This window comes from Ruegeria sp. AD2(2025) (assembly GCF_056542385.1).
This window is the reverse complement of record NZ_JBQFZS010000010.1, coordinates 74999-88621: the sequence shown is the minus strand read 5'-3', so window position 1 is coordinate 88621 and position 13623 is coordinate 74999. Positions and strand designations below refer to the sequence as shown.

13 protein-coding genes and 1 riboswitch are annotated in these 13623 nt (G+C 60.5%); of the genes, 6 read left to right on the top strand and 7 right to left on the bottom strand.

Annotated elements, in window-relative coordinates:
• The 6 genes from ACR1XV_RS17575 to cysQ form a co-directional block, all read right to left on the bottom strand.
• On the bottom strand, window positions 1–1701 hold the full coding sequence (locus ACR1XV_RS17575; protein ID WP_480533702.1) for a DUF5927 domain-containing protein: 1701 nt from the start codon (window positions 1699–1701) through the stop codon (window positions 1–3).
• Window positions 1698–2684: a glycosyltransferase family 2 protein gene (locus ACR1XV_RS17570; RefSeq protein WP_480533871.1), complete on the bottom strand. Its 987-nt coding sequence runs from the start codon at window positions 2682–2684 to the stop codon at window positions 1698–1700. The genes ACR1XV_RS17575 and ACR1XV_RS17570 overlap by 4 nt, the downstream gene beginning before the upstream one ends.
• Window positions 2685–2830: 146 nt before the next feature.
• Window positions 2831–3877 carry a glycosyltransferase family 2 protein gene (locus tag ACR1XV_RS17565; protein WP_480533700.1) on the bottom strand — a complete coding sequence of 349 codons (1047 nt, stop codon included), beginning with the start codon at window positions 3875–3877 and terminating at the stop codon, window positions 2831–2833.
• Complete coding sequence (gene galE, locus ACR1XV_RS17560) at window positions 3874–4857, bottom strand: UDP-glucose 4-epimerase GalE (protein WP_480533698.1); 984 nt, start codon at window positions 4855–4857, stop codon at window positions 3874–3876. The genes ACR1XV_RS17565 and galE overlap by 4 nt, the downstream gene beginning before the upstream one ends.
• Entirely contained in the window at window positions 4854–5654 is an 801-nt protein-coding gene (locus ACR1XV_RS17555) for a 3-deoxy-manno-octulosonate cytidylyltransferase family protein (protein WP_480533696.1), read from the bottom strand. Before ACR1XV_RS17555 ends, galE begins: the two co-directional genes overlap by 4 nt.
• A complete protein-coding gene (cysQ, locus tag ACR1XV_RS17550; protein WP_480533694.1) occupies window positions 5654–6451 on the bottom strand; it encodes a 3'(2'),5'-bisphosphate nucleotidase CysQ in 798 nt (265 codons plus the stop codon). Before cysQ ends, ACR1XV_RS17555 begins: the two co-directional genes overlap by 1 nt.
• A gap of 122 nt (window positions 6452–6573) precedes the next feature.
• Between cysQ and ACR1XV_RS17545 the strand changes: the two genes are divergently transcribed.
• Window positions 6574–7398: an ABC transporter permease gene (locus ACR1XV_RS17545; protein ID WP_480533692.1), complete on the top strand. Its 825-nt coding sequence runs from the start codon at window positions 6574–6576 to the stop codon at window positions 7396–7398.
• On the opposite strand, the gene ACR1XV_RS17540 is transcribed toward ACR1XV_RS17545, so the two are convergent.
• Window positions 7395–7997: an alpha-ketoglutarate-dependent dioxygenase AlkB family protein gene (locus ACR1XV_RS17540; RefSeq protein WP_480533690.1), complete on the bottom strand. Its 603-nt coding sequence runs from the start codon at window positions 7995–7997 to the stop codon at window positions 7395–7397. The two genes, ACR1XV_RS17545 and ACR1XV_RS17540, sit on opposite strands and share 4 nt — an antisense overlap.
• 213 nt (window positions 7998–8210) lie before the next feature.
• On the opposite strand from ACR1XV_RS17540, the gene dnaK reads away from it, so the two are divergent.
• The 5 genes from dnaK to thiS all read left to right on the top strand — a co-directional run bounded on the left by dnaK (window position 8211) and on the right by thiS (window position 13622).
• Window positions 8211–10118 (top strand): molecular chaperone DnaK, encoded by a 1908-nt coding sequence (gene dnaK, locus ACR1XV_RS17535; RefSeq protein WP_480533688.1) that lies wholly within the window; start codon window positions 8211–8213, stop codon window positions 10116–10118.
• A gap of 74 nt (window positions 10119–10192) precedes the next feature.
• Window positions 10193–11341, top strand: coding sequence for a molecular chaperone DnaJ (gene dnaJ, locus ACR1XV_RS17530; protein ID WP_480533686.1), 1149 nt, complete (start codon window positions 10193–10195; stop codon window positions 11339–11341).
• A gap of 174 nt (window positions 11342–11515) precedes the next feature.
• A riboswitch (TPP riboswitch) is annotated at window positions 11516–11622 on the top strand.
• A 44-nt stretch (window positions 11623–11666) separates the two neighbouring features.
• A complete protein-coding gene (gene thiD / locus ACR1XV_RS17525) occupies window positions 11667–12470 on the top strand; it encodes a bifunctional hydroxymethylpyrimidine kinase/phosphomethylpyrimidine kinase (RefSeq protein WP_480533684.1) in 804 nt (267 codons plus the stop codon).
• Complete coding sequence (gene thiO, locus ACR1XV_RS17520) at window positions 12467–13444, top strand: glycine oxidase ThiO (RefSeq protein WP_480533682.1); 978 nt, start codon at window positions 12467–12469, stop codon at window positions 13442–13444. Before thiD ends, thiO begins: the two co-directional genes overlap by 4 nt.
• Window positions 13428–13622 carry a sulfur carrier protein ThiS gene (gene thiS, locus ACR1XV_RS17515; RefSeq protein ID WP_480533680.1) on the top strand — a complete coding sequence of 65 codons (195 nt, stop codon included), beginning with the start codon at window positions 13428–13430 and terminating at the stop codon, window positions 13620–13622. Before thiO ends, thiS begins: the two co-directional genes overlap by 17 nt.
• Window position 13623 lies beyond the last annotated feature (1 nt).

The following is a 13623-nucleotide window of genomic DNA, read 5'->3' as shown; positions in this document are numbered from 1 at the left end:
TTACTGCACCAGATAGGGTTTCTTGAAGGATTTGGGCTGCGTTCCGAATATGTCATCGGCGGGGAAATCCCCCATCAGATACGGGTGCATCCCCTGATTCTTGAGGTTTTGCAGGAACTTGCCGAACCCGGTCAGGTCTATCATCGTGGGCGCTTCGGTCAGGTGATTGGGTTGCGGGGCGCCCATATCCTCAAGAATCGTCTGCAACGGATCCATCGGAGATTCCACGAAATCCGCCATCGTCCAGACCCGGATGCGCGCCTTGGCACGGGCCGTGTCCAGCAGCTCTAGCTGTTTGGTTTCCAGCTGTTGCAGCCGCGCCGCCTCGCATCGGATATCGGCGAAGTTCATGTTTGAGCGGAACAGCGGCACCGCCCATGCCCCGGTGACAATCGAAATCTGGGCATTCTTGTCGCGGATCAGGAAATCGTTGATTTTCTGCGTGTCCGACGGGCAGAACTGGAAACACTGACGCTCACCCCGTGTGTTCCAGATCAGGTTCGTCAGGAACGCCGCGGGGTTATAATCCCGCAGGCTGGCGCAATCGCTGAGGCTGCCGTTGATCAGGGGCGTGTCCCCGGCAAACTCTGCGTGATCGGGGTGGAACAGGCGGCCATGCACCCGTGCGCCGGTGGTGTTGGCCAGCCAGGGCGCAAAATCCTCGAACAACTCGGCAAAGCCCTGAAACACCGAATACGGGTGGGCGGTCAGGTTGAGTTCGGTCGTATGACGCGGAAAGCGGCTTTGCATATACAGCCCGTCGCGGCCGCGGACCCGCCGCTCGACCGCTTTGGAAAACAGACGGTCGATCTTGCCCGGGTTGGGCTCGGCCGGGGTCATGGCGCTGCTTTGATCGGTCAGAAACGCCTGATACAGCCGATCCGCCTTGTGCCAGACTTTGCGGGCCACAAAACAGTCGGACCGGCGCAGCAGCTGCAGATGATCGTCATAGAACATATGCGGACGGCCCTGATAGTCGAATTTCGACAGGGTCAGTGACCGGCTTTCGATATGGGTGGAATAAAGCCGCGCCAGCGTCTGGAAATAGCTTTCATCCGGTATCCAGACGCTGCGGAAATAGCGGTCATAATCCTTGCGCTTGGGGTCCTGCAGGATCGCCGACAGCGTCTGCCGCGTCAGGCACCACCACTGGCTGCCCATATGCGGCACCAGCCCCTCGGGGATCGTGCGGCGCATTCCCAGAGCCCGTTGCAGGCGGACATAGGCGTCAAACAGCCTGCGCTGCTTGCGCCATGAAAACGGAAACCGCAGGGTAAAGCGTTCGAGATCCAGTCCACCCACGGTCCAGCTGACATCGCGCGTGGTGGCGCTTTCGATGAAATCGACACGGGGGCGGTCGGCCAGATAATCGATCAGCTCGCCCACCGGGCGCAGCGGCAGGCAGGCCCCCGAGGACAGGTAGACATGCCGGACATCCGGAAACCGCTCAAGCATCAGCGAGGCCGCGGATTGCGAGGCCGCAACGATGCCCCAGCGCCCCCAGTCACAGACATGACGGTCGGAAAACAGGATCAGCGGGTCATCGGCGCAGGTGGCGACAAACCTGGCATAGGTCTTTTGGCCCACCTTGCGATCCACGTGGATGACCACCGGGCAGCCCGAGGCGGTCCAGTGCCGCGCCACCTGCGCAACCCGATCCAGCGCCGTATGCACCAGCATCACAATACCCAAGCTGCTCATGCCCAGTTCCCCTTGGACATCAGGCCCAGAATCTCAAGCTGTCGCCAGTTGATGTATTTCTCGGACCATTTGTTCCAGAAAACCGGCCTATCCTCTAGCTGCTCGGCATAGGCCTTGTATTCGCCCGAGGCGCGGTAATGCTGACCGCGCTGCATTTCCTCGCGCGCCTTTTCGCCCAGCGTGTCGATCAGTTTTGCATGCAGCAGCGCGCCGCTGGTCTTTTCACCGCCCTTTTCCTCATAGACCTGATTGAGTCCGCGCGGCAGCAGCGCATGGGTCGAGCTGACATAGGCATAGCGGCGATGCCATTTCACCAGCGGTATCTTGTTCAGGGCCGGGGCCTTTTTTGGCGCGTCCTGAAAGAACACCCGCGCCCGCGCGCCGCCCTGTATCCACAGGTTCCCATAGGTCGGGTTGCGGGTGATCATATAGTTCCCCGCATCAAACCACGGGGCCAGCTCGAACGGGTTTTGCCCCTCGTGATAGGGCGCGTCCTCGATTGCGCCTTCGGGGTACATATCGATCAACATGGTGCCAAAGCTGCGCACACCGGTATCGTCCAGCCAATCGGTCAGTGCTCCGATAGAACGGGTGTCGCAGAACGGATAGATCAGGAATTCGTCGGGATCGACGGTCAGCACCCAATGGCCATGGGCATAGCTGCGCAGCAGATAGTTCGACCAGTCCACCCCATAGGTCGATTGCTTGTAGCTGGCATTGGTCCACCATAGCGATACGTCCGGCTGATCCCGAAGGAACTCGGACGTGCCATCATCGCTGTTGTTGTCGACGAACAGGAAATTGCTGACACCCAGCTTGCGGTAATAGTCCAGAAAATAGGGCAGCCGGATTTTTTCGTTCCGCACCACGCTCATCAACAGCACATCCCCGGCGCGGATCTGTGCCGTCCGGTCGTTTACGGCCTTCAGATCGCGTCGTTTGCGCAGGCAGCGCAGCAGGCGGCGCTTGCGCCGCACTCTCATGCGATAGGAATCCAAAAGGCTCACGCGGCTGCCCAACCTTTTTGATATGCGCGTCTGCCCGGGGCCGCCTGTGGCCTGAGTGGTGCCGGGCAATTACCGTTTTATGACATTTCCGCACCTTGCGAGGCAACGGGTTTAAATCCGGTTTACTTCCCCTCTGTGTCCGGGAAACCGCCTGCGTTCATCAAGCCAAGGTCCTGCAGTTGCTGCCAATCCCGCAGTTGCACCGATTGTGGCGTCCACAGGTTTGGTCCGTTGATGATCCCGTCATAGTAGGGGCCGAACTGATCGGGATCGTGGAAATGCTGCCGCCGCAGTTTCTCGGACCGGGATTTCTCGACGATCTCGGGCAGGAACTTGGTGTGCAGCAGCACGCCCGACGGGGCCTGACCCCCCGGCCCGTCATAGGCAAAGTTCAAACCGCGCGGCAGGGCAGAATGGCACGAGTTCACGTAAGCATAGCGCCGAGACCAACGGAGCAGAGGGATCTTGTTCAGCGTCGGGGATTTCCGCGGCTGATCGGCGAAAAACGCCCGTTCCCGCACCCCGCCCTGTACCCACAGATTGCCCGTCGGGCTCTGGCGCTGGGCTCGATAGGGGGCGGGGTCGAACCCGGTTAGGATGTCGGTCGGATCGGTTTGCGGATCGTAGTCCTGCGCGCCCAATGACCCCCTGGGATAGAGGTCCAGCATCAGCGCGCCAAAGGCGGGCTGCCCACGCGCGTCCAGCCATTTGGTCAGATCGTGCAGGGTCTGCGTTTCGTGATGCGCATAGATCAGCAGCTCGTCCGCATCGATCATCAGCGTCCAGTGGCCGTGGCCATACCGCATCTGCAGCCATGTCAGCCAATCCAGCCCGAACCGCGCAGCGCGATAGCTGGCACCGGTCTGCCACAGCGACACATCCGGTTGATCCAGCAGATAAGGCACCGATCCGTCGTCGCTGCCATTATCCACCATCAGAAAGTGATCCACGCCCAGCGCCCGGTAATGTCGGAAAAACCAGGGTAGGCGGGTGATCTCATTGCGCAGGGTGGTGAGGGCAAGGATCGCGCCGGGGGTGATCTGATCTGTGCGATCTGCCAATGCGCTCAACTGGCGGCGGCTGCGAAAGGACCGCCACAACAGCCGCTTGCGTTTGAGGCGCAGCTTGTAACGCTGCACCCAATTCAGCGGTTGGTCTTGCGTGCTCACGCTAGGTAGCTGCCGGTCTGGTGCCAGCGCCACGCATCGGTAATCATCGTCTCTAACGTTGAGCGTTTGGGGCTCCACCCCAACTCCTTCTCGGCCCGGACCGAGCCCGAAACCAGCCGCGTGCAATCCCCGGCACGACGCGGGCCTATCGTATAAGGCACCGCGCGGTTGGTGACGGATTTGGAATGCTCGATCACCTCCATCACCGAAAAGCCCGAGCCGGTGCCCAAGTTGAAAACGCGGCTGTCTTTGCCTTGCTCCAGCCAGCGCAGCCCCAGAACATGCGCGTCGACCAGATCGCAGACATGCACATAGTCGCGGATGCAGGTGCCATCCGGCGTGTCGTAATCGGTGCCGAACACCGTCAGCCCGTCACGCTTGCCATCAATGGCGTCCAGCATCAGGGGCACCAGATGGGTCTCGGGCTGGTGGTACTCGCCCACCTCACCCTCGGGGTCGGCACCGGCCACGTTGAAATAGCGGAAGATCACGTGGTTCAACCCATAGGCGGACTGAAAATCTCGCAGGATATCCTCAATGGCCCGTTTCGAGGCCCCGTAGGCGTTCAGCGGATGCTGCGGCGTGGCTTCATCCAGCACCACATTGTCATGATCGCCATAGGTGGCGCAGGTTGAAGAAAACACAAAGTTCAAACAGCCCGCATCCACCGCCGCCTGTATCAGCGTTAGCGATCCGGCCACATTGTTCGACCAGTATTTGCCGGGCTCGGACATCGCCTCGCCGACCTGAGACAGGGCGGCGAAATGCATCACGGCGGCGGGCTGGTATTTGGCGAACACCTCATCCAGCCGCGCGCGATCCAGCAGGTCGCCCTGTTCAAAGGGGCCGAATTTCACCGCATCACGCCAGCCGGTGACCAGACTGTCATAGGTCACTGGCACATAGCCCGCCTGCGCAAGCGCCTTGCAGGCGTGCGAGCCGATATAGCCCGCGCCGCCGGTGACCAGAATATGGGTCATTCCAGCCCCATCGCGGCCATCATTTCCTCGATCTTGGCGACGTCCTGCGGGTTGTTCAGTTCCCAGAACTGGCGGCCCTTGGCTTCGACCTCGACGCACAGAACCTTGCGACCGTTTTCCATGAAGCGCAACTGTTCCAACCCTTCCAGCGTCTCAAGCGGTCCGCTCTCCCAGCCGGGATAGGCAGCCAGCGCGTCGGGGCGATAGGCATAGACGCCGACATGGTGGAACACCGGGGTCGGGTCGGTGCTGGCATAGGTCTGGGCGGTATAGGGGATCACCTCTTTCGAGAAATAGAGCGCGCTGTGGTCGTTCCCGAACACCGCAGTTGTGCCACCTACGCGGCCATGTTTGCGATCGTTCAGCAGCCCGTTCAACGCATCACCATCGCAGCGCAGGACCGGTGTGGCCACGCCAGCCTCGGGCGCGGCGCGCAATCCGTTGATCAGGTCTTCGACGAACCAATGCGGGGTCAGCGGCGCATCACCCTGCAGGTTGACCACGATGTCATAGCCGCTGCCCAGCACCTCATGCGCCTCGGCGCAGCGTTCGGTGCCATTGCGGCAGGTGTCCGAGGTCATCACCACCTCGGCCCCGAACCCTTCCGAGACTTCGCGAATGCGATCATCGTCGGTGGCTACAACCACCCGGTCCACGCCCGAGACGGAAATTGCCGCGCGCCAAGACCGTTCGATCAGCGTCATGCTGGTGCCATTGGCACCGGTCAGCGGCACCAGAGGTTTGCCCGGATAGCGGGTCGAGGCATAACGGGCGGGGATGGCGATCAGAACAGACATCAGGCTTCCTTCAGGTCGACGCCCGGAGCATAGGCGATGAAAAACGGATTGGCATAGCCGTCTTTGCCGTAGGTCAACGGCGAATGGTCGTCAAAGCGCACCACATCACCGCCCGCACCGGCCAGAACGGCATGGCCTGCGGCGGTGTCCCATTCCATCGTGCGGCCTACGCGGGGGTATAGGTCGGCCTCACCGGTCGCGACCAGACAGAACTTCAGCGATGACCCGGCGCTTTTGCTGTCGCGCACCTGATACTTGTTGATGTAATCCTCGGTCGCCTGATCGCGGTGCGACTTCGAGGCGACGATCATCAGCGCCGAATTGTCAGGTTTAGAGACTGATATGGGCGTGACCGCGCCCGGCTGATCCTTGTCCAGCGCGCCGGTTTCCTCAACCGCCTGCCCATCGGCCTGCGTATAGAACATGCGGCCCCGCGCAGGCGCATAGACCACGCCACGGGTCGGCACGCCGTTTTCGACCAGAGCGATATTCACCGTGAAATCGCCGCGCCGGTTGATGAACTCCTTGGTTCCGTCCAGCGGGTCAACGATCAGGAAGGTATCGCCCTTTTCGGAATGCGAGGCCGCCTGTTCCTCGGTCACGAGCAGGATATCGGGGAAGGCGTCGCGCAGCCCGGCTGAGATCAGAGCGTCCGCCGCTTCGTCCGCCTCGGTCACGGGGCTGGAATCGGATTTGACTTTGACGTCGAAATCATCCGCCTCATAGATCTGCATGATCTTGTCCCCGGCCTGCAGGGCCAGCCGCCGGATGACGGGAATAAGGGCGTCGTAGGTCACAAAAAAGCTCCGTTCCTGTGTTTATTGATCCGAATTGCTGACGGACTTATGATGCGGCGGATACGGAACAGCAAGAATTTCGTGCCACAGTCGCGGGCAACGCAGCAGAAAAGAGCGATCGAGTGTTCAAGTACCAACGAAGTCAGTCAATGCTGGGCAGCGCCTTTACCACGGCCGAGCTGATTTTTCATGCGGTGGTGCGGGATATTCGCGCACAACATACCAATGCGGTTCTGGCGATTGTGGTCAACATCCTGCAGACGCTCGTGCTGGCAACGTTCTTCTATCTGCTCATGACATTGCTGGGGCGGTTCGGGGCGCCCAAGATCCGCGGAGAGTTCGTTCTTTACATCCTCTCGGGCATCTTCATGTATCTGACACATATCAAATCCGTGATGGGGGTGATGAAGGTGGGTTCGGGGAACAACCCCATGACATTGCATTCTCCGATGAGCATGATGGTGATGCTTCTGGCGGCCGCGCTGGGGGCGTTTTATACGCAGATCGTCTCGATCTTGGTGATTTTATTTTTCTACAGCGCTGCTGTCTCACCGCTTGAGATACAAGAGCCCGGCGGCGCGTTTGGAATGCTGGTCCTTGCGTGGTTCACGGGCTGCGCGGCGGGGCTTCTTTTTCTTGCCCTGATGCCCTGGTTTCCTCAGGTGGTTGGCATTCTCAGTCAGGTCTATCGGCGTCTGAACATGATCTTTTCCGGCAAGATGTTCGTGGCCAATGCGCTGGGCGGGGTCATGCTGTCCATGTTTGCGTGGAACCCGCTGTTTCACATCATCGACCAGTGCCGGGGCTTTGTGTTCCGCAACTATTTCCCGCGTAATACCAACTGGGAATATGCGCTTTGGGTCGGCATCGTTCTGACCATGATCGGGTTGCTGGCTGAGTTCTACACGCGCAAGCAGGTCTCGAAAAGCTGGGATGCCCGCCGCTAGGTGGCGACCCGCAGCGTCAGATTGAGCCGCCCGCCTTTTGGCAACAGCTTGGATGACCCAAACCGGATACGATCCACCCCGTGATAGGTCAGCCGCGCGGGGCCACCCATGATCACCACATCGCCGGAACTCAGCCAGATCGACTCGGTCTTGCCGCCGCGGGTGGTGTTGCCGATGCGGAACAGCGCGTCATCGCCCAATGAGATCGACAGCACGGGCCAAGAGAAATCGGCTTCGTCCTTGTCCTGATGCAGGCCCATCTTGGTGCCTTCGCCGTAATAGTTGATCAGGCAGCAATCTGGTTCACGATCCGCGCCCGTCAGGTCCTGCCAGATCGCAAGGATCTCATCCGGGATTGCAGGCCATGTCATGCCCTTTGGATGGCTGTCCTGATATCGATATCCGGCCCGATCCGTGACCCAGCCCAACGCCCCGGCCGAGGTCATGCGCACCGACATCTCTTTGCCCGAAGGCGTAACGGGCCGATACAGCGGCGCAGCTTTCAGAATCGGCCTCAGCAAATCGATCAGGCCGGTTTGCGCCGCCGCATCCAGATAACCCTTGCGGATATCAAATCCGCGCAAAACCAGCCGCGCCATTCAAGAATCCCCAAACCTTGCCAAAACCTTGCCAAAAAAGGCCACAGAATCCCGAAAACCTGCGTTTCTGAACGCTTGCAGGCCCCAGATTGCGCCCTTATATACGCCTCGACGCGCGATGGTGTAGTGCTGTCGCGCACATCAATCGGGGGCAGGATGCCGCAACGGGTCCAACCCTCGGGACATCGCCTTGAAGAGAAAGGGATTGCAAAAATGGGAAAAGTAATCGGGATTGACCTCGGGACCACCAACTCGTGCGTGGCCATCATGGACGGCTCGCAGCCGAAGGTCATCGAAAACGCCGAAGGGGCGCGGACCACGCCCTCGATCGTCGCCTTCACCGAGGATGAGCGACTGGTCGGTCAGCCTGCAAAACGTCAGGCGGTCACCAACCCCGACAACACGATCTTTGGCGTCAAGCGCCTGATCGGTCGTCGCGTGGATGATGCCGAAGTCGAAAAAGACAAGAAAATGGTGCCGTACGCTATCGTTGATGGCGGCAATGGCGACGCGTGGGTGGAAGCCCGCGGTGAGAAATACTCCCCAAGCCAGATCTCGGCCTTCACTCTGGGTAAGATGAAGGAAACCGCAGAAAGCTATCTGGGTGAGGACGTCACGCAGGCGGTTATCACCGTTCCGGCCTATTTCAACGATGCTCAGCGTCAGGCCACCAAAGACGCCGGTAAAATCGCCGGCCTCGAAGTGCTGCGGATCATCAACGAACCGACTGCTGCCGCTCTGGCCTATGGTCTGGACAAGGAAGAAACCCAAACCATCGCGGTCTATGACCTTGGTGGCGGTACCTTCGACGTAACCATTCTGGAAATCGACGACGGATTGTTCGAGGTCAAATCGACCAACGGCGACACCTTCCTGGGTGGTGAAGACTTTGACATGCGCATCGTCAACTACCTGGCAGACGAGTTCAAAAAGGAACACGGCGTCGACCTGTCTGCGGACAAGATGGCTCTGCAGCGTCTGAAAGAAGCTGCTGAAAAAGCCAAGATCGAACTCAGCTCGACCTCGCAGACTGAAATCAACCAGCCGTTCATCTCGATGGGCTCGAACGGTCAGCCGCTGCACATGGTCATGAAACTGACCCGTGCCAAGCTGGAATCGCTGGTTGGCGACCTGATCAAGAAGTCGATGAAGCCTTGCCAAGCCGCTCTGAAAGACGCAGGCCTGTCGGCGGGCGACGTGGATGAGGTTGTTCTGGTCGGTGGTATGACCCGGATGCCGAAAGTGATCGAAGAGGTCACCAAGTTCTTCGGCAAAGAGCCGCACAAAGGCGTGAACCCGGACGAAGTGGTTGCCATGGGCGCCGCCATTCAGGCCGGTGTTCTGCAGGGTGACGTTAAGGATGTGGTTCTGCTGGACGTGACCCCGCTGTCGCTGGGGATCGAGACGCTGGGTGGCGTGTTCACCCGTCTGATCGACCGCAATACGACCATTCCGACCAAGAAGTCTCAGGTCTTCTCGACCGCCGAGGACAACCAGAACGCCGTGACCATCCGCTGTTTCCAGGGTGAGCGCGAAATGGCTGCGGACAACAAGATCCTCGGTCAGTTCAACCTCGAAGAAATCCCGCCTGCACCGCGCGGCATGCCTCAGATCGAGGTGACTTTTGACATCGACGCCAACGGCATCGTCTCGGTTTCGGCCAAGGACAAAGGCACCGGCAAAGAGCAGAAGATCACCATTCAGGCCTCTGGCGGTCTGTCGGACGACGACATCGACAAGATGGTCAAGGATGCCGAGGAAAACGCCGAGGCAGACAAGGCCCGCAAAGAGCTGGTCGAAGCCAAGAACCAGGCCGAAAGCCTTGTCCACGCGACCGAGAAATCGATCGAGGAACATGGCGACAAGGTCGACCCGTCGACCGTCGAAGCAATCGAACTGGCCGTTGCCGCGCTCAAGGATGAGCTGGAATCGGACAATGCCGACAAGATCAAGGCAGGCATCCAGAACGTCACTGAGGCGGCCATGAAACTGGGCGAAGCGATCTATAAGGCACAAGCGGAAGAGGGCGAAGATGAGCCCGCAGCCGCAGATGCCGCGCCGGGTGAGGACGATATCGTCGACGCCGAGTTCGAAGATCTGGACGACGACAAGCGTAACTAACGGGTAACCGTGCCAATCTGGGCCGGTCCGGTTGCCGGGCCGGCCCAAATACGTTGAGGCAGAAGGAAATACTGATGTCCAAACGCGACTATTACGAAGTGCTCGGCGTGTCCAAGGGCGCTTCTGCGGATGAGATCAAGAAAGGCTTTCGCTCGAAAGCCAAACAGCTGCATCCGGATCGCAACAAGGACAATCCGGATGCCGAAGCGCAGTTCAAAGAGGCCAACGAGGCCTATGATGTGCTGCGCGACGCCGACAAAAAGGCCGCTTATGACCGCTTTGGCCATGCCGCCTTTGAAAACGGTATGGGCGGCGGCGGCCGTCCTGGTGGCGGTTTTGGGCAGGGCGATTTCTCCAGCGCCTTCTCGGACGTGTTCGACGACCTGTTCGGCGATTTCATGGGTGGCCAGCGCGGAGGCGGCGGCGGACGCCGCGCTGCACGCGGATCCGACCTGCGCTATAACCTGCGCGTGACGCTGGAAGAGGCCTATGCAGGCCTGCAGAAAACCATCAACGTACCCACGGCGGTCGCCTGTTCCTCATGCGAGGGCACCGGCGCCGAAAGTGGCGTCGAACCCACGGCCTGCCCCACCTGTTCCGGCATGGGCAAGGTGCGTGCCCAACAGGGATTCTTCACCGTCGAACGCACCTGCCCGACCTGTTCCGGGCTGGGTCAGATCATCAAGAACCCCTGTAAATCCTGCGGCGGGGCCGGGCGCGTGGAAAAAGAACGCGCACTGTCCGTCAACATTCCTGCCGGTGTCGAAACCGGCACCCGCATCCGCCTGGCGGGCGAGGGCGAGGCCGGAATGCGCGGCGGCCCTCCGGGTGATCTCTATATCTTCGTGGAAGTATCCGAGCACAAACTGTTCGAGCGCGACAGCGTGAACCTCTATTGCCGCGTACCCGTCAGCATGGCCAAGGCGGCGCTTGGCGGTTCGATCGAAGTGCCCACAATCGATGGCGGCCGCGGTCGCGTGCAGATCCCCGCGGGCAGCCAGTCGGGCCGCCAAATGCGGCTGCGCGCCAAGGGTATGCCCGCTCTGCGTGGTGGCGGTGTGGGTGATATGTTCATCGAACTGGCCGTCGAAACCCCGGTCAATCTGACGAGCCGCCAGAAAGAACTGCTGCGGGAATTCGATGATCTCGGTGAAGACAATCACCCGGAATCGAAAAGCTTTTTCTCATCCGTTAAATCCTTCTGGGACGGGATGAAAGGCTGATACGCCGAAATCCGGGGGCTCTGCCCCCGCCGCGGCAAGCCGCGACTCCCCCGGGATATTTAGAGCCAGATGAAGCAGGGGATCCGCACTTCATCTGGCCAGAAATATCCCGGAGCGCGAGGCAGAGCCTCGCAAAAATCCCTTGATTCTTTGTGCTGCGCCTGAGATGTTCCGCGCCAACCGTTGGGGTGCCCCTCTAAAGGGGCTGAGAGGTGCAACTGCATCAACCCATCGAACCTGATCCGGGCAATTCCGGCGGAGGGAACGGTCTTAACACGTCAGACGTTTTCCACGCCCCGTTGCCCAACAGAGATGGAGCACACGGATGGCGCCTATTGCGATGACGATTGCCGGTTCGGACAGTGGCGGCGGGGCCGGGATTCAGGCAGACCTGAAAGCCATGTCGGCGCTGGGTGTTTATGGGGCCAGCGTGATCACCACCGTGACTGCGCAAAACACGCAGGCGGTGACAGCGGTGCATGGCATCCCGCTGGATGTCATCACCGCGCAGATCGATGCGGTTCTTGGTGATCTGGACGTACGCGCGATCAAGATCGGGATGCTGGCCACGCCTGAGATCATTCACACCGTCGCAGGGGCGATTTCGGGATTCGATGGACCCATTGTGCTGGATCCGGTGATGATTGCCAAATCAGGGGATGCGCTGCTGGCCGATGAAGCGGTGCAGACATTGCGCGAGGTCTTGTTACCCCGCGCAACGGTGCTGACCCCGAACCTGCCCGAGGCGGCGCGCCTGCTGGATCAACCCTCTGCTGAGACGCCGGAAGATATGATTGCGCAAGGCCTAGCGTTGTGTGGGCTGGGGGCGACATCCGTTCTGATGAAAGGCGGTCATGGGGCCGGGGACGTCTGCCATGATCTTTTGATAGATGGCTCGGGCGTGGTGGGTGAGTTCCGGGCACCGCGGCAGGACACAAAGAACACCCACGGGACGGGTTGCACCTTGTCCTCGTCGATCGCTGCGGGTTTGGCCCAAGATCTACCCCTGACCGACGCGGTCGCGCAGGCGCATCACTATCTGCAAGGCGCGATTTCGGCGGCGGACGATCTGAGGATTGGGCAGGGGCACGGCCCTGTGCATCACTTCTATCGGATTTGGCCTGCGTGACCGTCTGGTCCGTCATAGGCGCGGGTGTTGCCGGATTGGCCGTCGCCAGCGAGCTCGTCTCGCGCGGGGCGACGGTGCAGGTGTTCGATCCCGGCGGCCCTCCGGGCCCGCACGGGTGTTCGTGGTGGGCTGGCGGGATGCTGGCACCGTGGTGCGAATATGAAAACGCCGAGGAGCCTGTCTTGCGGCTGGGGCAGAAGGCCATCGATTGGTGGACGGCTCGGACTGCGGTGCAGCGGCGGGGGACATTGGTGGTTGCCAATACGCGTGACTTACCGGACCTGCGCCGGTTTGCGCGTCGGACGCAGGAGTTTCGGGATGTCGATCAAGCCGAAATCTGCGATTTAGAGCCTGATCTGTACGGTTTCGGCAAGGGTCTTTATTTCAGGGACGAAGCGCATGTAGAGCCACGTCAGGCATTGCAGGACCTGTATCGCGACCTGACAGACAAGGGCGTCACGTTTCACCGGAAGCTCGCCCCTGCTCGGCTGGACCATGCCATCGATTGCCGCGGCCTGCATGCCCGTGAGGTGCTGCACGATTTGCGCGGCGTGAAGGGTGAGATGCTGGTGATCCGCTGCCCGGATGTGACCCTGACCCGGCCCGTGCGGTTACTGCACCCACGGATGCCGCTCTATATCGTGCCGCGGGGGGATGGCATCTACATGCTGGGCGCGACGATGATCGAATCCGAGGATAGCAGCCGGATCACCGCGCGCTCGATGCTGGAACTGCTCAGTGCGGCCTATGCGCTGAACCCTGCATTCGGTGAGGCCGAAGTGTTGGAAATTGGCGTCGATCTGCGCCCGGCCTTCCCGGACAACCTGCCGCGTATCCGGCGACTTGGCCGGACAATCTATGCGAACGGACTGTACCGCCATGGGTACCTGCTGGCCCCCGCGCTGGCGCAGGGCGTGGCTGATCTGGCGCTTGAGAACAAATATTCGGAGATGGTCGATGAAGATCGTGCTTAACGGCGAGGCGTGCGAGGTACAGGCTGCGACGCTGGCCGAGGTGCTGGAGGAATGTGGGTTCTCGGGCCGTGTCGCGACGGCGGTGAACGAAAGCTTCGTGCCCTCCAGCCTGCGCATTGCCCATCAGCTGACAGATGGCGACCGGGTTGAGGTCGTCGCACCGATGCAAGGGGGCTAAG

Bases quoted from the DNA above. Each gene is read 5' to 3' on its own strand.
- ACR1XV_RS17540 (WP_480533690.1), bottom strand. From the start codon at position 7,997: ATGGCGCGGCTGGTTTTGCGCGGATTTGATATCCGCAAGGGTTATCTG.
- thiD (WP_480533684.1), top strand. From the start codon at position 11,667: ATGGCGCCTATTGCGATGACGATTGCCGGTTCGGACAGTGGCGGCGGG.
- dnaK (WP_480533688.1), top strand. From the start codon at position 8,211: ATGGGAAAAGTAATCGGGATTGACCTCGGGACCACCAACTCGTGCGTG.
- ACR1XV_RS17555 (WP_480533696.1), bottom strand. From the start codon at position 5,654: ATGTCTGTTCTGATCGCCATCCCCGCCCGTTATGCCTCGACCCGCTAT.
- dnaJ (WP_480533686.1), top strand. From the start codon at position 10,193: ATGTCCAAACGCGACTATTACGAAGTGCTCGGCGTGTCCAAGGGCGCT.
- ACR1XV_RS17575 (WP_480533702.1), bottom strand. From the start codon at position 1,701: ATGAGCAGCTTGGGTATTGTGATGCTGGTGCATACGGCGCTGGATCGG.
- galE (WP_480533698.1), bottom strand. From the start codon at position 4,857: ATGACCCATATTCTGGTCACCGGCGGCGCGGGCTATATCGGCTCGCAC.
- ACR1XV_RS17570 (WP_480533871.1), bottom strand. From the start codon at position 2,684: ATGAGAGTGCGGCGCAAGCGCCGCCTGCTGCGCTGCCTGCGCAAACGA.
- thiS (WP_480533680.1), top strand. From the start codon at position 13,428: ATGAAGATCGTGCTTAACGGCGAGGCGTGCGAGGTACAGGCTGCGACG.